Here is a 21395-nt window from a genome sequence, read left to right on the forward strand (position 1 = left end):
GAAATACAAAGCACGCTTACCTCAGATAGAGAAAGCGTGCTTTTTTTATTGGAGGAGAGACTAAAAAACAGCCTTAGCATAAGAATACTATCCTATTAATATAAACTATATTCAATCTATGGCTCTATGCCCCACCTCAAGAGGCTTGCTCCCCACGAGAAGCCAGCACCAAACGCTGTAAGAAGTATAATCTCTCCTTTCTTCATATCAGAGGCATTTTCCCACAGGCAAAGGGGAATGGTAGCAGCTATGGTATTCCCGTATTTCTCAATATTGACTACCGTTTTTTCTTCATCTATACCGATTTCCCTACCTACGGCATCTATAATCCTTTTATTTGCCTGATGAGGTACTAACCAATGTATATTTTCTACCGATAGATTATTCTTCTCTAAAACTTCAAGGCAGGCTTTGCTCATCGCTTCTATTGCGTGTTTGAAGACCACCTTGCCGTCCTGTTTTATATAAGATTTCTCAGCCTCATACCCATCCGCACTATAAGGGTATTGCGTACCTCCGCCCTCTATATTCAGGTATTCTCGTCCTGTACCATTGCTGTAAAGAAGTGAGTCTATTAGTCCGAGTTCAGGCGAAGGCTCCAGCCATACTACGCCTGCACCATCACCAAAGAGGATATTGGTACTCCTGTCGTATAGATTTACATAGGTGCTGATATTGTCCGCTCCTATAACGACTACATTTTTGAACCTCCCACTCTCCACAAGGCTACTCCCCGTACTAAGTGCATAGAGAAAGCCCGAACAAGCGGCATTCATATCAAATGCAAGATGGGTTTGTATCCCGAGTTTTTCACAGATAATATTCGCTGTGGAGGGCATTGGCATATCTGGGGTAGAAGTTGCTACGATAAGGGCATCAATGCTGTGAATATCCTTTTCATACTTTTCTACAAGGGCTTCTATCGCCTTTATCGCCATATCTGATGTTGCAGAATTTTCGCTGAGTATTCTGCGTTCTTTTATCCCCGTTCTTTTAGTTATCCATTCATCGGAGGTTTCAGTTTCCTGCTCCAAATCTTGGTTTGTCCTTTTATTAGGTGGCAGATAACCGCCTACCGCCGTGATTACTGCATACATTTTTTCAAGTTCTTTCGGCATGTTTAAATAAAAAAAGTCTGCAAATTTAATAGCTTTAAATGAAAAATAACAATCTATCGTAAAAATTAAGATGTTTTAAATAGCTATAGGCTTTAGGCAGTAGGCTTGCCTATTAAAACTATTGGCTAACTGCCATTAGCAAAAAGCTAGCTGCCGCTTACTGCTCATAGAGTTTATTATAGAGGGCAATATATTTTTCTTTTATGTTCTTTCGTTTGAGTTTGAGGGTTGGGGTAAGCTCGCCCCCCTCTATTGACCAGATTTCTGGGGAGAGTTCTATTTTCTTTATCTGTTCCCAGTTGCCAAGGCTTGTATTTATTTTGGCTATTTCTTTTTCTATTCGGGCTTTGAGCTTAGGGTCTTGGGACATCTGCTCTGGTGTTTCACCAATGTTATAATGCTTTATTATCGCCCAGTTTTTTGCAAAGCTAAAGTCGGGCTGTACAATGGCACAAGGCATTTTCTCGCCATCGCCCACTACCATTATTCGCTCGATAAATTTGGAAGATTTCGCAAGGTTTTCAATAATCTGAGGAGCGATGTACTTACCTCCTGAGGTTTTAAACATTTCTTTTTTACGGTCGGTAATTTTCAGGAAACCCTCTTCATCTATAAAGCCGATATCCCCTGTTTTGAAGTAACCGTCTTCTGTAAAGGCTTCTTGGGTAAGCTCTTCATTATTATAATAGCTCTTGAATATGGACTCTCCTTTTACACTGATTTCTCCATCGGGTTGAATCTTTACATCAAGGTTTTTTACTATGGGACCAACGGTACCTATTTTCATCCTGTCAAATGAATTTACGGCAACTACGGGAGAGGTTTCCGTGAGCCCATAGCCCTCCAAGATAGGTATCCCTGCATTCTGATAGATTTTATTAAGCCTTTCGGAAAGAGATGCCGAGCCAGATACGAGGGTAATAATCTCTCCGCCCAAACCTTCTCTCCATTTTTTGAAGACTAATTTATCTGCCAATTTCTCTTTTATTCCTCTTGGTTTTCCTATGCCTTTTTTATTTTCAGCAACACGGATTGCCCAGTGGAATATTTTAGATTTCAGCCCACCATTTGCCGTTCCTTTTTGGTAGATTTTGTCATACACTTTCTCCAAAACTCGTGGTACAACGGTCATATAATGCGGTTTTACTTCCTTGATATTCTCTCCGAGTTTATCAAAGCTCTCAGCAAAGTAAAAGGAGAAGCCCCTGCACTGGAAGAAGTAGAAGAGCATTCGCTCGAAGATATGGCATATAGGCAGGAAGCTGAGCACTCTTGTGTTTTTGTAGGAGAGCCCTTTTCGTATTGGGGTGATGTTATAGCAGCCCTCTATATTGGCGATAATATTTCTATGGGTAAGCATTACCCCTTTTGGGCGCCCCGTAGTTCCTGAGGTATAGATGAGCGTTGCCAAATCCTCAGCTCTGATGGCATTAGAGAGGTCCTCCACTTCATTCTGGGTAGCCTCGCTTTCGCCGAGGTCTATTATCTCTATCCAGTTGGCCGCACCTTCTACCTCCTCAAAAGTAAAAATTCCCTGCAAGCTGGGTACTTTTGCTTTAATTTCTTCTACTTTTTGGAGGAGTTTTTTATCGGATACGAAGCAGTATTTTATCTCTGCATCGTTGAAAATAAATTCGTAATCTGCTGGTGAAATGGTAGGATACACGGGCACTGTGATTACACCGATTTGCAATGCTCCGAAATCTACCGCCGCCCATTCTGTACAGGTTGCAGAGGTAATGAGGGAGATTTTATCCCCAGGGCTAATGCCCAGTTTCAGCAGACCTCTTGAGAACTTATTGCCAAGGCTTATAAACTCTGCTGTGGAGGTTTTCTCCCATTTGCCGTTTCTTTTTGTGGCAAACATATCCGCTTTCGGGAAGTTTTCAGCGTAGTTTCTGGCGATGTCAAACAGTCTTTCTATCTTCATTATACAGTTATCTTGATTTTAAGCGCCCAAAAGTACTGAAATATTTTTTTCCACTGGCGTGGGGAGCATCCACTGCGTGGAGAGCACTTAGAAATAATTGCCTCACCGGCTACGGTGCCGGTGAGGCAATTATTAAAAGAAAAAAGCAATTAGCCATTAACCCAATATGATAAAAATCTTGTTTTATCTATAAAATAAAAATATTTACATTTGACGCCTGAAAAAAGAAGCTAAACTCACTTGAAAACGAAACATAGAATTAACATATGATTAAGAGATATAAGGCGTCCCCCCCATTAATTCATTAATAAACAGCGCAAAAACCGGCCATCACCAACATAATGGACGAATTTCATCTATGGATGAAGTTCGTCCATTTTTGCGTGGTTTCTGTTCGTTTAATATTCATACCCTATTTGAAAATAACATTAAAATTATATAAATGAAAAAAGCAATTTTATTGGGGCTATTAGCCCTATCGGTAAGTGCAGGAGCGTATGTAGTATCCTCACGCATAGAAACAGAAGGAAGAAGGTGCAACCCAAATGGCATTTGCAAAGCCTGCAAAAATTGTAGTGCTTGTAAGCATTGCCACGAAAGAGGGGGAAAATGTAGCGTATGTAGATAAATTAAATAACTAAATAAATAGTATATGGATTTAAAATTAAAAAATCATTTAGTGAATTTGTATTTCCTTGCATTAAGCGATGGGAACTTTGCTCCTGAGGAAATGAATGTAATTTTAGAAATAGCCAATGAAAAAGGCATTTCTAAAGAAGAATTTGAGAGTATTATTACCAATCCAATGATGGAGATTACTTTTCCTGAAAATTTTATAGAAAAGGTAAAACTCCTCTATGATTTTGTAAGAGTAGTCTTAGCCGATGGTATTATTGAGGCTGATGAAAAGCAATCTTTCCTTAAATTCTGTGAGAGATTCCAAATAGAGCAAGATGCGGGGGAAGAGCTCTTTGAATGGTTAGTAGAATTAGCCAAACAGAACCTCCCATCTACAAAAATAAATGAAGAAATAGAAAAATTAATACAATAATTATGGCACTAGAAAAATTAAAGGATTTATTGAAGAAAAATGTACCACAAACAGAAGCTCCCAAAGTAGTTTCTGAACGGGCACCTGAAATAAAAAGAGAGGAAGAAGACACCTCTTTTGGCAAAACAGAGACACAAAGCTATGAAGACTGGGGCTTTGAATCTGCAAAAAAGCAAAACGGAAATAAACTGGCTTTTACAGGATTTTGGAGCTTAGTAAAAGAATACTACCGTAAAATTGAAATCTTAAAACAGTATGGAGATAACAAAGATGCCCAAAAAGCGGAAGTAGAGCTAAGCAAAAAAGAAAGAGAAATAGAGCAAAAGCAATCTATAATATCAGGAATTAAAGATAAAATACAAGTACTGAAAGAGAAGATTGATAATCTTAAAAAAGATATTATAAGAATTAAGGAAAACCCAGAGACCATACTCCCTGACAAAGCCAGCAAATTAGGATTTATTATTGGCTGTACCATCTTGGCTTTCCTTACAATATATCTGTTTGTGTTCTATAGTTCTGCTGCTTACTCAGCAATGTTTAAGGAATTTACTATTGATGAGTTAGGAGTGGCAAGTTCTATTTTTGACCCTAAAGCTGTAGAGATGGCTTTCAAAGAGGGAGCTGAAGCACCAGTTTATATCCTTACTCTTCCATTTGTATTTTTAGGTTTAGGATATCTTATCCATAAATTCCAAGAAGCAGAAGGCAATGCAAAATATTTTAAGATTGCTTTCCTTATTGCTATTACCTTTGCTTTTGATGCTCTCCTTGCATACCATATTACCAAAAAAATATATGATATACTTAAGGAAAATAAATTCCAAGATATGCCAGAATATAGTATACCAATGGCTATTAGTGATGGCAATTTTTGGCTTATCATTTTTGCAGGGTTTGTGGTATATATTATCTGGGGATTTGTGTTTGACCTTACTATGGAAGCTTATGATAAACTTAATATAGTAGCATTAGCTATAAAAGCAAAAGAAAGTGAAATAAGAATAATAGAAGATGATGTAGATAAACACAATAAAGAAATAGATACTATTAATGAACATATACATAAAGTAGAACTGGAAGTTATAGACCTCAAAAAGATTGTAAATGGAGAAGTCTTCAAAATCAATTGGAATAGATTCTACCAGTGCGTTGGCGAATTTACAACGGGATGGACGCACTGGATGACTGCCAATAAAAAAGAAACTGCTCTTATAGATGATATCCACAAACAAAATGAAAATCTAGTAGAAGAACATAAAAAATCAATATTAGCTATAGAACAAGAAAAAAAATAAAGACAAATGAAAAGAATAATACACATCTTATTAGCAACGGCTCTATTAGCCGTTACCTCTTGTAGTAAAGACGAAAAAAAAGAATCAGGAGCATCTACCGCTATTTCTGAGCAGGACAAGCAGCTTAATATCACCGTGCTTTTAGACCTATCCGACAGAATAGACCCAGAAGTAGTACCAGAAAAACCCGAGCATTACCAAAGAGATATAGCGGTTATTAATGAGCTTATTTCCATCTTCAAAAAAGATATGGATGCAAAAGGAGGACATAGGTCAAAAGGAAAATTTAAAGTAATCTTCAGCCCTAATCCACAAGACCCCAACATCAATAAAATAGCTTCCGAACTCAATGTTGATTTATCTCAAATGGAGATTAAAGAAAAGAAAAAAGTCTTTGATGAAATCAGTGATAAGTTTAGAAAAAACTTAGAGAGCATCTATACCACTACAATCAAAAATAAGCAGTATATAGGCTCAGATATCTGGCGATTTTTCAAAAATGATGTGAAAGACTATTGCGTATCCGATGATAAAAACTATAAAAATATCTTAGTAATCCTTACCGATGGCTATATCTACCACGAAGACTCAAAAGAAATAAGTGGCAATAGAAGTAGCTATTTATTACCATCCATCATACAACAGCACAATTTAAGAGCACCCGATTGGAAAGACAAAATGCAAAAAGGAGATATAGGGTTTATAACTCCTCGTAATGATTTAGAAGATTTGCAGATATTGGTATTAGAGGTAACGCCGTCTAAAGCCAACTTAGCCGATGAAGATATCATTAAAGAATACTTCAATAAGTGGTTTAAAGAAATGAAAGTAAAAAAATATGAAATCTATAACACCGACTTACCCGAACATACCAAAATACGAATAGAAAAGTTCTTCAAATAACACTCCCCAGCAGCCATCCTAACAGATGGCTGCTCCCTTATCCCCCCCCCCACACCTTGCAGGTAATGCTCTTACCCACACCTTGCAGGTGATGCTCTTACCCACTGCGTGGGGATTATACCATAGCCAGTGGGTATTTTAGCTAAAAGCTAGGAGCTAATTAAACTAAAAAAAGAGGCAATGCCTCCTAAAATTGACCCCACAGGGTCTGAAATTGACCCCCACAGAGGGGGGGGCCTTCCAATTAGGGATAATAAAAGAAGCAATGCCTCCCCCTTCCAATTAGGGATAATAAAAGAGGCAATGCCTCCCCCATAGGGTAACAGGCAGTAAGCCTAACCATACACTACTTACTGCCTACTGCTTACTGCCTACTGCCAAAAGCTAATCGCCAGTAGTCAATTTATTTTCTATTTTTGCCTTCAAAATAGAGGGTTTTGACAAAGATTTTATTACTTTCAGATACGCATTCTTATATGGACAGCAGGATTTTGTCCTATGCCAAAGAAGCCGATGAGGTTTGGCATTGTGGGGACTTTGGTTCTATGCAGGTGGTAGAGGCTATAGAGGAGCTAAAACCCCTGAGAGGCATCTATGGGAATATCGATGGCACACAGATTCGGGCAGTTTTCCCAGAAGTCAGCCGCTTCACCTGCGAGGGCGTAGAAGTTCTAATGATACACATCGGGGGCTATCCTGATAAATACTCGCCATTGGCAAAGGAAGAAATCACTAAAAAGCCCCCTCGCCTCTTCATCTCTGGGCATTCTCACATCTTAAAAGCGATGTATGATAAGAAATTTGGCTTACTTCACCTCAACCCTGGTGCTGCAGGAAAATCGGGCTGGCACAAAGTACGCACAATGATGAGATTTACCATAGACGGTACAGAGATAAAAGATTTGGAAGTAATAGAACTCGGAACTAAATAAACAACAATGAATATAGGCGATAAAATTTCGGTGGTAGATGAAGATTTAAAAGGCATAATAACCTCCATAAACGGCGATAGTGTAGCTTTTGAGGATGAATTTGGCTTTAGCCATCAGTATCCAAAGTCCAAACTCGTGCTCCATCAGTCGGAAATCTATGAGAACATCAAGATGCAGGACAAGTACGAATACACAAGACCCAAATCTAAAAAGCACTCGACAAATCACCTCATCTTAGACCTTCATTTTAATAAACTAGTGAGCCATCCGAATGACTACAACAGCTTTGAAAGGCTCTTTCTACAAAAGGAAAAACTTATGGATTCGCTGGACTTCTGCCGAGAGAACAGAATAAAACGCTTAGAAATCATCCACGGGATAGGCGACGGCACGCTACAAAAAATGGTACATAATACCCTGCAATCTCAGGTGGGAATTGATTTCTATAATAAAGACATCCTCCATCATCAGACAGGAGCGGTTATCGTCGAGTTTCATCATTCAATCTAAACTAATGCCTATGGAAATGCTTCGGAAAGGCATCTTCTGGTTTCATCCGCAGAAGATTCAGCTTTAGCCAAGATTCTAAAAAGCCCCAACCGTAGGAAAACATCTGTATATAAGACGAAACTACCGACAGCCCTGCAATGCTAAGATTCCTGCTCACCACCAGCGAGTGGAAGAAAATCACAAAAGTATAAAGCCCATAGACCGCGAGGAACAGTCCCCGGCCCAGTAGAAAATACTCCCACACCCCCAGCACATAACCGATAAGGAAGAAGCTCGGGAAAGCAAACGATAGCTTCACATACTTCGGATGCCTTTGGTTGAGGATGGGTCTCGCACATCCGAACTGATACACTTGCCGTGAGAATTTTCCAAAATCCGTCCGCCTCTTGTGATAAACCGCAATATCATCAAAGAATGCCGTCTTAAACCCCTGCTCCCAAAGCCTCATAGAGAGGTCAGGGTCCTCACCTATCCGCATCTCGGAGAAGCCTCCTACTGTGCAAAACACCTCCTTCTTCACTCCCATATTAAAACTTCGAGGTTGGAATTTAGACACCGACTTCCTACTCCCACGAATACCCCCAGTGGTAAAAACCGAAGTCATAGAATATGAAATCGCTTTCTGCATCAGATTAAACCCTCGATGTGCCTTATCTGCCCCTCCAAAAGCATCGCAATCGGTATTCTGTATGTTCTTTTTTATGTTGGCAATATAGTCCTTCTCGGTGATTACATCTGAATCCACAAAGACTAACCACTCATTCTTCGCCTTATTTGCGCCGTAGTTTCTGGACAGTCCTGGTCCCGAATTCTCCTTTCGGTAGAAGTGGATATCCAGCTGCTCACGAAACAGCTCTACCGTGGGTTGCAGGCTTATCTGCGAGCCATCATCTACTATAATGACCTCAAAATCCTTATCCGTTTGGAAAGACAAGGACTGAAGCAGCTCAAAAAGCTCATTCTTCCTATTATATATAGCAATGATGATGGATATACTCGGGCTCATTCTCTGATTTTTTTGAATGGCGCAAAGATAGCAATTTGGCTTCTAGCTTTTGGCTTTTAGCAGTGGGTGGATAGAAAAGCGAGATGGTCTCGCTCTCTCGGACGAGCGCCGTAGCCGGCAAGGCACTTAACCTCATAAAAAAATACAGACTTTAAAGGGCTGTATTTTTTTTTGCTTTTAGCTAATTGCCAGAAGCCAAAAGCTATTAGCTACTAATTATATCTTGATAGACGAAATTCTCACCGAGGTAGGCTTCGCGCACTTGCGGGTCATCTGCCAAATCCTGAGGCAGACCTTCTTTTAGAATTCTCCCTTCAAACATTATATAGGTCTTGTGGGTAATGGCAAGGGTTTGCTGTACATTATGGTCGGTGATGAGGATTCCGATATTCTTTTTGGTAAGGCTACGCACGATTTTCTGTATATCTTCCACAGCAATGGGGTCTACCCCTGCAAAAGGCTCATCGAGGAGGATGAAGCTCGGGTCGGTAGCGAGGCAACGGGCAATTTCGGTTCTACGCCTTTCGCCACCAGAGAGGAGGTCTCCCCTGTTTCTTCGGACATGGTTCAGGGAAAACTCTTCTATCAGCTCATCGCACTTCTCTCGTTGCTGTTTTTTGGAGAGCTTGGTAAGCTGTAAAACGCCCATTAAATTTTCCTCTACGGTGAGCTTTCTAAATACGGAGGCTTCCTGAGCAAGGTAGCCTATGCCTTTCTGTGCTCTGCGGTACATTGCATCTGTGGTGATGTTTTGCTCATCTAGAAAGATATTCCCCGATGTGGGTTTTACCAGCCCTACAATCATATAAAAAGTAGTGGTTTTGCCTGCTCCATTAGGCCCGAGCAATCCTACGATTTGCCCTTGTTCTACCTCTATGGATACGCCTTTCACTACTTTCTTTGGTCCGTATTCTTTTATTAAATTCTCTCCTCTCAAAATCATAGAGGCAAATATAAATTATTTTTTTACATACTAAAAGTTAGCCCAAAAACTGTATTTTTGCCCAATGTTTAAAAAATTAGCATTAATACCTTTATCTATGGCGGTGGCCGGCTGTACCCAAGATACAATGCCCAAGCCGTACGGAGAGCTAAGACTGGAGTATCCAAAGGCAGAATACAAGACATTTGATTCGCCGTGTGGATATCGCTTTGAGTACTCCAATTTTGCAAAGGTAGAACAGGCTAAGCAGGACTGCTGGTATCATATCAATTACCCAAAAATGAAGGCAAAGGTTTTCATCACCTATTTCCCTATAAAGAATGATTTTGACCTTCATATAAAAGAAGCCGAGAAAATGGTCTATGAGCACACGATTAAAGCCTCTGCCATAGAAACCAAATCTTTTGAATATCCAGAGAAGAGAGTCTTTGGAAATTTTTATGAGCTCAAAGGGCATTCAGCATCTAATATTCAGTTTTATGTAACCGATAGTACCAGACACTTCGTAACTGCAAATCTTTACTTTAATACCCGACCAAAGCCCGACTCCTTAGCTCCTGCAATAGATTATATAAAAAAGGATATGCTGAGGATGCTCGATACTTTTGAATGGAAAAAATAAGATGATTATTAACCGTAAATAAATATTATTCAAGAATAAATGAAACTTTTAGTAGTAGGCTCAATGGCTTTCGATGCAATAGAAACGCCTTTCGGAAAAACAGATAAAACCTTAGGGGGTGCTGCCACTTATATCGGCTTGGCATCTTCCGTTTTAGGAGCAGAAACAGCGCTGGTATCAGTCGTAGGAGGAGATTTCAACCAAGAATACTTTGATATGCTCACCAGCAGAGGTGTGAATATAGATGGTGTAGAGATAAAAAAAGAGGGGAAATCCTTCTTTTGGAGTGGGAAATATCATAATGACCTCAATACGAGAGATACGCTCGCTACTGAAGTTAATGTTTTGGCTAACTTCACTCCTCAAATCCCTGAGCACTCTCAAGAAGCGGAAATCCTCCTGCTCGGGAACCTTGACCCTACGGTTCAGCTCTCGGTATTGAAACAGATGAAGAAAAGACCACAGATGGTGATATTAGACACAATGAATTTCTGGATGAATACCGCTTGGGATAAGCTAATGGAAATGATAGCCCAAACCGATGTAATTACCATAAATGATGAAGAGGCACGCCAGCTTTCCAACGAATACTCCCTCGTAAGAGCAGCGGAGAAAATACACGCTATGGGTCCTGAATTTGTGATTATAAAAAAAGGAGAGCACGGTGCTCTGCTCTTCCACAACCATAATGTTTTTGCGCTCCCAGCACTCCCTTTGGAAGATGTTTTTGACCCAACAGGTGCAGGAGATAGCTTTGCAGGAGGCTTTGCCGCTTACCTTGCAAAAACCGAAGACCTCAGCTATGAGAATATAAAATCGGCAATTATTATAGGCTCTGCCGTAGCCTCTTTTACCGTAGAAAAGTTCGGCACCGAAAGACTTCAAGAGATAAGCAAAGAGGAATTGAAAGGGCGAATATCAGACTTTAAAAAGCTCACCTCCTTTGAAGTAAATATCTAACGCCTCAAAAGAATCAGGGCTTAATTTTAAGAAAGAATTATAATAAAAGATTTAGAGCTTTTCTCTAAGAATTATATTTTTGCACATCTTTTAAACTAAAAAAATGATAAAGAAATCTGGAGTATTCTCTCTGTTTTTAATTGTATTTGCATTATTTTCTTCGGCAGTTTCTGCACAGGTAAAACAAGGTCAACTAGTCGATGGTATCGCAGCCGTTATCGGGAATGAAATCATACTGGAATCCGATATTGATGAGCAAATGGCTTATGCAAAACAGCAGGGGATTAATGTATCCAACAAATGCGAATTTCTCAGTAGTTTAATCAACAATAAACTCCTCATCTACGAAGCGAAAAGAGATACCTTGATAGAAAACCGAAGCACTGCCATAAAAGAAATGGCAGATCAGAAGTACAATCAAATCCTCGCACAATTCCCAGATGAAAAGGAAATGCTAAGAGTATACGGCTTCCGTACGGGGTATGAAATGAAAAATGCTATCCAGAAAATAGATTCTGATAACTACTACCAAGGTGAGAAATACAAGAGAATAACAGCGGGTACAGACATTACGCCTAATGAGGTTACAGACTTCTACAATACCTATAAATATCAGCTCCCAGAAGTAAAAGATGAAGTTTCTTTGGCGCAAATCGTCCTCCATCCAAAACTCACCGAGAGCCACAAACAGGAACTTATTGACAAACTTAAAAGGATAAAAAAAGATATACAAAACGGCGAGAGCTTCGAGAATATGGCAAGAATCTACTCCGAAGACCCTGGCTCTGCTTCCAACGGAGGTTTATATACTAAGATTGCCAAAGGAAAAATGGTAAAGTCCTTTGAAGCTGCTGCACTGAACCTTCAGGAAGGTGAGATTTCCGAGCCTGTGGAGTCCGAGTATGGCTATCACCTTATCCAACTCATAAAAAAATCAGGTAAGCTCTACGATGCAAGGCATATCCTCATCAGTGCAGTGCCAAATAAGGAGGAAATTTCTACCGCTAAAAAGGAACTCGACAGTATTAGAAGCCTTATTAAAGATGGAAAAATGTCGTTTAAAGAAGCTGCTTATAAATTCTCAAACGATAAGAACACCAAATTTAATGGAGGTATCATCACCGCTAATGATGGTAGCGAAAAAATAGAGAAAACCGACCTCTCTTCTACCGAAGCCTATCAAATTGCAGGGCTTAATAAAGGAGACATTACCGATGTTTTTGAAGGTGGAGATGAGAAGAAAAAGACGGTAAACATCCTTCTTATTAATGATATTATCCCTGCTCATCAGCTGGATATTAATACCGATTACGAGAGGATTAAAAACCTTGCTCTAAATAAAAAGCGGCAAGAAGTAGTAGAAAAATGGGTAAAAGAACAGCTCCCGAATATCTTCCTCTCAATTAATAAAAGATATTCCGACTGCAACCTCTCCGACTGGCAACAAAAAGCCATTGCAAAATAAAACAACAAAGCTACTCAATAAAGAGTGGCTTTTTTAAAGACTAAAAAACAAAAAAAGGCTCTAATAAATCAGAGCCTTTTTATTTTCCTATCTATTTTAGAGATACTATTTTATAGATTAATCACCTTTCCGCTTCCACGCATTTATCATTTCTCGTTTCCCTGGTGGGCCATCTTTTTTCTCAACTTCCAAGCCGAGCTCTTTAAGTGCTCGCCTTACGCTGCCTTTGGAGGAATAAGTTGTGAGCAATGCCCCCTCTCCCATCCGTTCGGTTACAAGCTCAAACAGGGGCTTTTCCCAGAGGTCTGGTTGCACTCTTGCTCCAAAACAGTCATAATACACCAAATCAATTTTCGGAATACTGAGCTCGGGTATATCAAAGAAATCTGTATTGAATTTCGTAAAGTAAAAATTTGGGAAGAGTTCTATTTCTTCTCCCCAATCAGCTTGATGAGCTTTATTATAAATTTCTTTCACATTTTCAAAGCCAAAGAGATGAGGATAATCCAATTTTTCAATTTCGGAGGCTAAAACGGGATATTTCTCAATGGTGAAATACCTAATCGTATTTTGGGATTGATTTTTTATATAATTATCAATCGTTACTAAAAGATTAAGTCCTGTCCCAAAACCCATTTCTAAAATATGAATTTCTTCTTTTTTTACGAGATTTATTCCATTTTTAATAAAAACATATACCGCTTCCTGTAATGCACCGTGTGTGGAATGGTAACTTTCATTCATTTCACTGATGAATAGCGTTTTACTTCCATCTCCTGTGATTTTTATCTCTCTTTTCATAGAAAAAATTTGCCCAAAATTAGTTTATTTTTCGGTCTAAGAAAATTATTATATATTTGTTTCAACCAAAAAAAATAAAAGAAATGATAATTCAAAAAACCTCTTCACCAAGGTTACCAGACTTTGATCCTAACAACTTTTCGTTTGGTAACACCTTCACAGACCATATGGTTATTTGCGAATACGAAAATGGCAAATGGGGAGAAGTAAAAGTCGTTCCCTACGGTCCATTATCCTTCACTCCCGCTATGATGACGCTCAACTATGGGCAGGCGTGCTTTGAAGGAATGAAGGCTTATAAAGATAAAGACGACAATGTTTTCCTCTTCAGAGTAGATAAAAACTTCAGCAGAATCAATAAATCTGCACAAAGGCTCGCAATGCCTCAGCTTACCGAAGAAATCTTCGTAGAAGGGCTAAAAGCATTTGTAGATGTAGATAGGGGCTGGGTACCTCACGGAGAGGGAATGTCTCTCTACCTGCGACCATTAATTTTTGCTACTGAGGAAGCACTGAAAGCAAGAATTTCTGAAAAATATATGTTTGCCATCGTAGCAAGCCCTGCTAAGAGTTATTATTCCGAGCCTGTAGCTGTGAAAATATCCGACTACTATTCCAGAGCAGCGAGTGGCGGTGTAGGTTTCTCCAAAGCAGCGGGCAATTACGGAGCTTCCTTCTACCCTACCCAACTGGCAAAGGAAGAGGGCTACGACCAGATTATCTGGACAGATGATGCTACGCATACCAAGTTTGAAGAAAGCGGTACGATGAATGTTTTCGTACGAATAAATGATACCATCTACACTCCTGCAACTTCGGATAAGATTTTAGATGGAGTTACCCGAGACAGCTTCATTCAATTAGCAAAGAGAAGGGGTATAGAGGTCGTAATAGGTGATATTCTCGTAGATGATGTACTGAAAGCTCACGCAGATGGCAGCCTGAAAGAAGTTTGGGGCGTAGGTACAGCTGTGGTTACAAACACCTTTAAAGCAATAGGCTACAAAGGGCAAAGATTTGAGCTCCCTCTGCTCTCTGAGGAAGAAAGCTATGCACTCACCCTCAAGAGAGATTTGCTAAACATCCAAACCAATCTGGCAGAAGACCCATTCGGTTGGAGATGGCCTGTGGAGCGAAAGTATTAATCCATTCTTTATCATAATAAAATCCATAGCTGAATATCGGCTATGGATTTTTATTTGTCTCAGTTCTGGAGCTTATACATTAAATCTAAAATGCATTATATCCCCGTCCTGCACTATATATTCTTTGCCTTCTACCGAGAGTTTCCCCGCTTCTTTTACTTTCGCTTCTGAGCCGTAGGATACGAAATCATCAAACTTAATAACCTCTGCGCGGATGAAGCCTTTCTCAAAATCGGTATGGATAACGCCCGCTGCCTGCGGAGCCGTCCAGCCCTGTTCTATCGTCCAAGCTCTTACTTCCTTTACGCCCGCCGTGAAATAGGTTTGAAGTTTCAGCAGTGCATAGGCTTTTCGGATGAGGCGATTTACGCCTGGCTCTTCCAGACCGAGCTCTTCAAGGAACATCTGCCTTTCCTCAAAAGTTTCAAGCTCATTGATATCGGCTTCTATCTGTGCAGCGAGGACAACTACTTCCGCACCCTCATTTTTTGCCATTTCCTCTACTTTTTGTATCCACTCATTACCGTTTTTTATCGAGTTTTCATCTACATTACAAACATAGAGAATCGGTTTTTTCGTCAGCAGCTGTACGCTATCTACAATCGGTTTTGTGAGGTCATCTGTGGCAAATTCCCTTGCATTTTTCCCATCTTCTATAAATTTTTGAAGGCTTTGAAGGGTTTCATAAGTCAAAATATCCTCTTTTTTTCCTGATTTAATGAATTTCTTTGCCTTTTCTACCGCCTTGCCCAGCGTCTCAAGGTCTTTCAGCTGAAGCTCTATATCGATAATCTCTTTATCTCGAATGGGGTCTACCGAGCCTTCCACATGCACGATATTTCCATTCTCAAAGCATCTCAGCACATGGATTATCGCCTCGCATTCTCGGATATTTGCCAAAAACTGATTGCCGAGCCCCTCGCCTTTGCTCGCTCCTTTTACCAGCCCTGCGATGTCTACAATTTCTACTACAGCGGGCTGTACGCGCTCTGGTTTTACCAGCTCTTCCAGCTTCACCAGCCTTGGGTCGGGTACAGATACGGTGCCTAAATTCGGTTCTATGGTGCAAAATGGATAGTTTGCCGACTGTGCTTTTGCGTTGCTTAAACAGTTAAAAAGGGTGGATTTACCTACATTCGGTAATCCTACGATTCCGCATTTCATTGAATGATATTGATATTAAAAATTATTATTTCCGAAAAACAAAAGTAAATAATTATCGTAGAATCGGCAAATCAAGGCATATTCAGTCCATTTTTATCATTTTAGAGGCTGTTTTTTTATGATTATTTTTATGTCTTTATTACCAACTTGCATGTAATACTTGGAATTAAAATAAAAGAAAGATATTAGTTATAAAAAACTCCTGCTGTAAAAACAACAGGAGCCAAAAAAGAACAATTAAAAAGATTATTGAATGATGAGCTTTGCTGAGTGCCGTGAGCCATCATTTTGGATAATTCTAACAAGATATGCCCCTTTGGGATAGCCTGTGAGGTTAATTTCAGCAGTATTTGTCCTATTTACCGCAGGTTTGCCTTCAGCATATTTCACACTGAAATCATCTATCCCGACCCAAACATTATTTAGAGAAACTTTGTTTTGAATACCGATGTAGGCAATACCATTATCTTGAGCAATAAACTCAAATGAAAACTTTTGATGGGCTTCTTTATTTACTACCAAACTGCCTACTTTTTGTGCCATAGAAGCTATTACAGGATTTTTTCCAACAAAAATCTCGAGGGGTTCATTCTTGCCATCGTCCATTGTACGGGCATAGAATTCTATTTTATATGGTTTTCCCTTGCTGAGTTTTAGCGGATTGGAGAAAAGCCAATCATCGGACTGAGAAGCGGTAAAATTGAGTGCAAAGCCAAGTCCCGAATGTGCTGCCTCTGCCGAGCCATTGAAGATTTGCCAAGTGGTACCGTCTGGGGCATTGTCTGCAGTAGACCAACCATTCTTTTCAAACTCACTCTCGAAGCCGTATTGGTAAGCGGATTCCTTTTGGGTAAGGTCGGCAATAACGCCATAGGCACTCACTTGTTTTTTATTGTTATTCTTTACTCTATCGCCTTCGGCCACTACCTCTGCTACGATTTCATAATGAATAAAGGACTTTGATAAATCGAGATTGAATGATTTGCTAAGCATCTCACCTTTATTTATAGTTTCAAGGCTGATTTCCCCTGATGCTACTATCTTTTGAGTATCATCCTTTTCATCGGAATTGATGAGCTGATATTTAAGTTTAGCACCTGCTATTGGCTCTTCAGCAATATTCTCTACCTCTACCGTTACAGGTGTAGCAGCTGAAAATTCTATCGGCTTAGGTAGATTGATAGATTTGAGAGCTAAGTCCTTAGTAACAGCATTATTAATCCCTGTAACAACCATTGAGAAGTTTTGGCTCTGAGCATCTACAAGGCTGATACGCTCCCCTGCTTTAAATTTTTCCTTAAATCCCTTTTGGAACTCACCATAATGGTATATTCCTTACCTTCCACAGGATGGTCTATAATAATTTGCTCTACATTATCCCTTGCATTATCCTCTCTCGTAGCTGGTTCTGTGGGTTTATCAGGATTGAGTACCCAAGGGTAGAAGGTCTCGACGCCATCGGTAATGCGCAAATCTAAGTCATTAACCAAAACCGATTGCCTGTTATTAAGAGTATAAGCAGGCATATTTTCGGTGGCAGGTGCGGGATCATCCCAAACAATAGTTACCTTTAATGGTTCAGTGCTGGAATGTGCCTTCACCTTAATTTCATACTTAGACCTGTTTTGCAGAGTATTTTCGTTTATAAAAGAAAAATTATCTTTCACTGAAAGAACCTCTACTGCTTTAAGGACATTGAGCAAGCCCCATCCGAATTTATAATTAGGACCGGCATGCTCACCTGCTTCATTGGCGGTGTGTATTGTCAGGGCTTTTAATGTATTTGCCCTCATAAAAGGCTGTGCGGTAGTGCTGTAATTCTTATTGTAATACTCTTGAACCAATGCCAGAGAGCCTGTAACATTGGGTGATGCCATAGAAGTTCCACTCATCTCTTCGTAGGAAGAATCTCTATCGGAATTTGCAGAGAATACATTAACGCCAATGCCGACTAAATCGGGTTTTATACGACCTTCATTGGTAGGACCAAATGCAGAGAAGCTGGCTGCCTTTACATCTGAAGGGGTTTTATAACCGCCCACAATCTTATGAACCGCTCCTACGGTAATGATGTTTTTCCATTAGCACCTTGGTTGATGCAGTCGTAGCCTAAATCTCCTCCATTTTTTTGTCTGACTTTTCGGGAAGTCGTCCATCCACTTTGGAGATCATCAGGATCTATCAGCACGAAATGAGAGCCACCAGGCTGTGGCCCATCTCCCCTTGGATTTCCTGCAGCTCGCACAGGTAAATAATAAGGGGCATTGGTAAGCATATAATCCCAAGAGGAATCTATACTACCATAATGCCCATACCCTATATATTCAGTATCATCTTTACCTCCAAACCAGTACCATCCAAAAATACCATTGAAGAAATTTCCTTGTACGAAGCCTCCATTTACCCCATAGGAGTGGTTGGAAAGGAGCGCACCGCCTAAGGCTGCCGTTGTCATCTCTTCGAGGTCGTTATTCCAATCATAGGCATTGAGCTTAGCCTTTGGAGCCATACCCTTAGCCCGCACATTGATACCTGCACCTATGAGAGTAGCCCCTACATGGGTTGCATGGTCTATTTCCTTCTGTGGGGTCATCTTTCTGGGTAGCCCTGCCACCAAACTCTCTGTGGGAAGTACGCACTCCCCCACCATCCCACTCGTGTAGGGTGATGTTTTCGCCTTCAAGGTTATAGATTTTTAATTGGTGAAGCTGATCTGCCCCAGTACCAATAGCAGCATTTCGGTTATAAGTAGTATAATAAATAGGTTTGCCTGATGTATCAAAGCCCATCAGCTGGAAATAAGTACCATTTACCTTTCCAGAAAAAGCGAGGTTCTTCTGCATAGCTTTCTGCTGGAGTTGCTTTGCAGAAAGTGTATTCTTTTTTAATTGCCTACTGAACTTATTGAGGGAGTGCCTATCGGTACTCTTTTGTAGCAGTTTGATTTCGTCTGCGGTCTGTGCCCATAACGAAGTTGCAAATAAATAGCAAAGCGCTATAGGGAGCTTTGCCATCCGTACTGAGGTATAAGGAGTATTTTTAGTATTCATTTATCTTTATTTATTCAAATTAGTCGGCAAATTTAAAGTAATCTGCCCCAACAGGAAAATAATAAGGAGCTAAAAAGCCCCTTTAAAATGATACTAAAAGATGATTTTATCAGCAAATCTAGTTGAGCAGCTTGTCGATCGTCTGCTGAATTTCTGGATCATCAGGAGTGATGGCATAGTACTTCGCGATTTTTCCTTTTTGATCAACGATGATAAATCTCGGAATCCAGTTGAGGTCTATATAATGATTAAAATCATTCTTCCAGCCGTCTTGGAACCAATAATTCTCCTTGTCATTAAGCTTGTATTTCTCCAAGCCTTTTTTCCATTGCTCCTCATTCCTGTCCAACGAGAAATAGACTACAGCAATATTTGGATTCTCAGAGAGGAGTGTATTGGTCTTCGGCAATGCAGCGATACAATCCTTGCACCAGCTTGCCCAAAAGTCGATCAACAGGACTCTTCCCTTATGTTTTTCAAGAATTTTCTTTACCGTTTCTTTATTGCCCTTCTGGTTTAAAAGCTGCTGCTGAAGCGCCTTTGGAGAAAATTCTGTCTTTAAAACCTTGGGCACCTCCTGAGAAAAAGCCCAACTATAAATACCCAAAACCGCCGTTATAAATATCTTTTTCATCTGATGAATTTTAAAAACTGGGCAAAGATACAAAATAGCAATTGGCTTCTAACTTTTGGCTATTGGCGGTGGGTGGTTAGTTTATGATAATTGCTTCACCTGCAAGGTGCGGCAGGCAATTATTTCATTTTTACTTCCGATGCGGAGAGAAACGAAAAACCCCTTACAATACGAGTAAGGGATTTTTCATCTATAATTATAAATAACTTTGGGAACTATCCTAATAAGAGCGTGAGAGGCTGCTCTAAGTAGGTTTTCAGCGTTTGAAGGAAAGCCGCCCCCGTAGCACCATCGATTACCCTGTGGTCGCAAGCGAGGGAGAGTTTCATCGTGTTTCCTACTACAATTTGCCCCCCTTTCACAACAGGCTTCTCTATAATCGCACCTACGGAAAGGATTGCAGCATTCGGCTGATTGATGATGGAAGTAAAGGTCTCGATGCCAAACATACCCAAGTTTGAGATGGAGAATGTAGAGCCTTCCATTTCATTAGCCTTAAGACCTTTGTTTTTAGCCCGAGAAGCCATATCTTTTACCCCAGCAGAAATCTGGTTGTAGTTCATAAAATCTGTATTTTTCAGCACAGGAACCACCAAGCCGTCTGGCACTGCCACCGCAACACCGATATTGATGCTTCCGTGGTGGATAATCTTATCGCCCGCCCAAGTAGAATTTACTTGCGGATGCTTGCGAAGTGCCATTGCCGTAGCCTTAATCACCATATCATTGAAGGAAATTTTGGTATCTGGAAGGGCATTGATTTCTTTTCTCGCTTTAATGGCATTATCCATATTGATTTCTACCATTAGGTAATAGTGAGGTGCGGAGTATTTAGACTCTGAAAGCCTCTTAGCGATGACATTTCTCATCTGAGAGTTTGGCGTTTCGGTAGTTTCTCCCGCTACGAAATTCACCGCAACCTGTGCTGCTGGAGCTGCTTTAGCAGGTGCTTCGGAAGGAGTATAGTTCTCGATATCCCTTCTTACAATTCTACCATTTTCGCCTGTACCTTTTAGAGTGCTGATGTCTATTCCTTTATCGGCAGCCATTTTTCTGGCTAATGGAGAGATGGCAATTCGCCCTCCTGAAACGCTTGCTTGCGCTGCTACCTCCTGCACAGCCGGCTGAGAAGGAGCAGAAACAACCTCTTTCTTAGGTGCTGAAGCCTTGCCTCCACCAGAAATAATAGCAGAAACATCTGTACCCGCAGGGCCTATGATGGCTAATACCGTATCTACTGCTGCTGCACCGCCTTCTTCTACTCCTGTGTAGAGGAGGGTACCGTTAAATTCGGTTTCAAAATCCTGAACGGCTTTATCGGTTTCAATCTCTGCTAAAATATCGCCTTCTTTTACGGTATCACCTACTTTGAAGTGCCATTTAGCCACTTTACCTTCGGTCATTGTATCTGAAAGGCGTGGCATATTGATCACCTCTACTCCTGCTGGAACTTCCACAGATACTTCTACGAACTCTTCAGTAGCTACAGGAGCTTCAGCTTTTGCCTCTGCAGGTGTAGAAACTCCTCCACCGATAAGAGATGAGATATCCTCACCCTGCTTACCGATAATCGCCAAGATGGAATCTACTGCTGCTGCACTCCCCTCTTCTACTCCTGTATAAAGGAGTACGCCGTTGAGTTCAGATTCAAAATCCTGAACGGCTTTATCGGTTTCAATCTCTGCTAAAATATCGCCTTCGCTTACAGAATCTCCGACTTTTTTGTGCCATTTAGCCACTTTACCTTCGGTCATCGTATCCGAAAGGCGTGGCATTGTAATTACTTCTGCCATAATTTTTTTATTTCTTTTTTAAACATAGAAAAACCAAGAGTAAAAGTTTCTTGTACCTTGGTTTTTATTT

General features: G+C 40.3%; 22 protein-coding genes. 10 read left to right on the top strand and 12 right to left on the bottom strand.

Annotation, left to right across the window (positions count from 1 at the left end; genetic code table 11):
* Positions 1–116 precede the first annotated feature (116 nt).
* Together D8991_RS05415 and D8991_RS05420 are read right to left on the bottom strand one after the other, a co-directional pair.
* A complete protein-coding gene (locus D8991_RS05415; protein WP_245957182.1) occupies positions 117–1097 on the bottom strand; it encodes a beta-ketoacyl-ACP synthase III in 981 nt (326 codons plus the stop codon).
* Positions 1098–1275: 178 nt separating this feature from the next.
* A complete protein-coding gene (locus D8991_RS05420; RefSeq protein WP_120489146.1) occupies positions 1276–3048 on the bottom strand; it encodes an AMP-dependent synthetase/ligase in 1773 nt (590 codons plus the stop codon).
* 442 nt (positions 3049–3490) lie between these two features.
* Between D8991_RS05420 and D8991_RS08915 the strand changes: the two genes are divergently transcribed.
* The 6 genes from D8991_RS08915 (at position 3491) to D8991_RS05445 (ending at position 7742) form a co-directional block, all read left to right on the top strand.
* Positions 3491–3676, top strand: a complete 186-nt coding sequence (locus D8991_RS08915; protein ID WP_160224522.1) for a hypothetical protein — start codon at positions 3491–3493, stop codon at positions 3674–3676.
* Between the two features lie 24 nt (positions 3677–3700).
* Positions 3701–4099 (top strand): co-chaperone DjlA, encoded by a 399-nt coding sequence (locus tag D8991_RS05425; RefSeq protein WP_160224521.1) that lies wholly within the window; start codon positions 3701–3703, stop codon positions 4097–4099.
* Between the two features lie 2 nt (positions 4100–4101).
* Positions 4102–5397: a hypothetical protein gene (locus tag D8991_RS05430; protein WP_120489148.1), complete on the top strand. Its 1296-nt coding sequence runs from the start codon at positions 4102–4104 to the stop codon at positions 5395–5397.
* A 6-nt stretch (positions 5398–5403) separates the two neighbouring features.
* Complete coding sequence (locus D8991_RS05435; protein WP_120489149.1) at positions 5404–6300, top strand: hypothetical protein; 897 nt, start codon at positions 5404–5406, stop codon at positions 6298–6300.
* 437 nt (positions 6301–6737) lie between these two features.
* A complete protein-coding gene (locus D8991_RS05440; protein WP_120489150.1) occupies positions 6738–7232 on the top strand; it encodes a metallophosphoesterase family protein in 495 nt (164 codons plus the stop codon).
* A gap of 6 nt (positions 7233–7238) precedes the next feature.
* The gene (locus D8991_RS05445; protein ID WP_120489151.1) at positions 7239–7742 is read left to right on the top strand and encodes a Smr/MutS family protein; all 504 of its coding nucleotides are present in this window, start codon (positions 7239–7241) and stop codon (positions 7740–7742) included.
* A 1-nt stretch (position 7743) separates the two neighbouring features.
* Here the strand turns inward: D8991_RS05445 and D8991_RS05450 are convergent, their stop codons facing one another.
* Complete coding sequence (locus tag D8991_RS05450) at positions 7744–8748, bottom strand: glycosyltransferase (protein ID WP_120489152.1); 1005 nt, start codon at positions 8746–8748, stop codon at positions 7744–7746.
* 205 nt (positions 8749–8953) lie between these two features.
* Positions 8954–9691: an LPS export ABC transporter ATP-binding protein gene (lptB, locus tag D8991_RS05455; RefSeq protein ID WP_120489153.1), complete on the bottom strand. Its 738-nt coding sequence runs from the start codon at positions 9689–9691 to the stop codon at positions 8954–8956.
* Between the two features lie 64 nt (positions 9692–9755).
* Between lptB and gldD the strand changes: the two genes are divergently transcribed.
* From gldD to D8991_RS05470, 3 genes are all read left to right on the top strand, one after another.
* Positions 9756–10313 carry a gliding motility lipoprotein GldD gene (gene gldD, locus D8991_RS05460; protein ID WP_120489154.1) on the top strand — a complete coding sequence of 186 codons (558 nt, stop codon included), beginning with the start codon at positions 9756–9758 and terminating at the stop codon, positions 10311–10313.
* Positions 10314–10352: 39 nt separating this feature from the next.
* Positions 10353–11273 carry a PfkB family carbohydrate kinase gene (locus D8991_RS05465; RefSeq protein ID WP_120489155.1) on the top strand — a complete coding sequence of 307 codons (921 nt, stop codon included), beginning with the start codon at positions 10353–10355 and terminating at the stop codon, positions 11271–11273.
* Positions 11274–11376: 103 nt separating this feature from the next.
* A complete protein-coding gene (locus D8991_RS05470; protein ID WP_120489156.1) occupies positions 11377–12738 on the top strand; it encodes a peptidylprolyl isomerase in 1362 nt (453 codons plus the stop codon).
* A 117-nt stretch (positions 12739–12855) separates the two neighbouring features.
* Here the strand turns inward: D8991_RS05470 and mnmD are convergent, their stop codons facing one another.
* Positions 12856–13539 (bottom strand): tRNA (5-methylaminomethyl-2-thiouridine)(34)-methyltransferase MnmD, encoded by a 684-nt coding sequence (gene mnmD / locus D8991_RS05475; protein ID WP_120489157.1) that lies wholly within the window; start codon positions 13537–13539, stop codon positions 12856–12858.
* An 83-nt stretch (positions 13540–13622) separates the two neighbouring features.
* Between mnmD and D8991_RS05480 the strand changes: the two genes are divergently transcribed.
* Positions 13623–14684 carry a branched-chain amino acid aminotransferase gene (locus D8991_RS05480; RefSeq protein WP_120489710.1) on the top strand — a complete coding sequence of 354 codons (1062 nt, stop codon included), beginning with the start codon at positions 13623–13625 and terminating at the stop codon, positions 14682–14684.
* A 72-nt stretch (positions 14685–14756) separates the two neighbouring features.
* On the opposite strand, the gene ychF is transcribed toward D8991_RS05480, so the two are convergent.
* The 7 genes from ychF to D8991_RS05505 all read right to left on the bottom strand — a co-directional run bounded on the left by ychF (position 14757) and on the right by D8991_RS05505 (position 21325).
* On the bottom strand, positions 14757–15848 hold the full coding sequence (gene ychF, locus D8991_RS05485; protein WP_120489158.1) for a redox-regulated ATPase YchF: 1092 nt from the start codon (positions 15846–15848) through the stop codon (positions 14757–14759).
* Positions 15849–16094: 246 nt separating this feature from the next.
* Complete coding sequence (locus tag D8991_RS05490; protein WP_120489159.1) at positions 16095–17084, bottom strand: hypothetical protein; 990 nt, start codon at positions 17082–17084, stop codon at positions 16095–16097.
* 23 nt (positions 17085–17107) lie between these two features.
* A complete protein-coding gene (locus D8991_RS09020; RefSeq protein ID WP_245957183.1) occupies positions 17108–17890 on the bottom strand; it encodes a S8 family serine peptidase in 783 nt (260 codons plus the stop codon).
* A 17-nt stretch (positions 17891–17907) separates the two neighbouring features.
* On the bottom strand, positions 17908–18462 hold the full coding sequence (locus D8991_RS09025) for a S8/S53 family peptidase (RefSeq protein WP_245957184.1): 555 nt from the start codon (positions 18460–18462) through the stop codon (positions 17908–17910).
* On the bottom strand, positions 18362–18898 hold the full coding sequence (locus tag D8991_RS09030) for a hypothetical protein (RefSeq protein WP_245957185.1): 537 nt from the start codon (positions 18896–18898) through the stop codon (positions 18362–18364). The genes D8991_RS09025 and D8991_RS09030 overlap by 101 nt, the downstream gene beginning before the upstream one ends.
* Positions 18899–19016: 118 nt before the next feature.
* The gene (locus D8991_RS05500) at positions 19017–19532 is read right to left on the bottom strand and encodes a TlpA family protein disulfide reductase (protein ID WP_120489160.1); all 516 of its coding nucleotides are present in this window, start codon (positions 19530–19532) and stop codon (positions 19017–19019) included.
* 215 nt (positions 19533–19747) lie between these two features.
* Positions 19748–21325, bottom strand: coding sequence for a pyruvate dehydrogenase complex dihydrolipoamide acetyltransferase (locus D8991_RS05505; RefSeq protein ID WP_120489161.1), 1578 nt, complete (start codon positions 21323–21325; stop codon positions 19748–19750).
* Positions 21326–21395: the final 70 nt, after the last annotated feature.

This window comes from Bergeyella cardium (assembly GCF_003614945.1).
Lineage (GTDB): Bacteria > Bacteroidota > Bacteroidia > Flavobacteriales > Weeksellaceae > Bergeyella_A > Bergeyella_A cardium.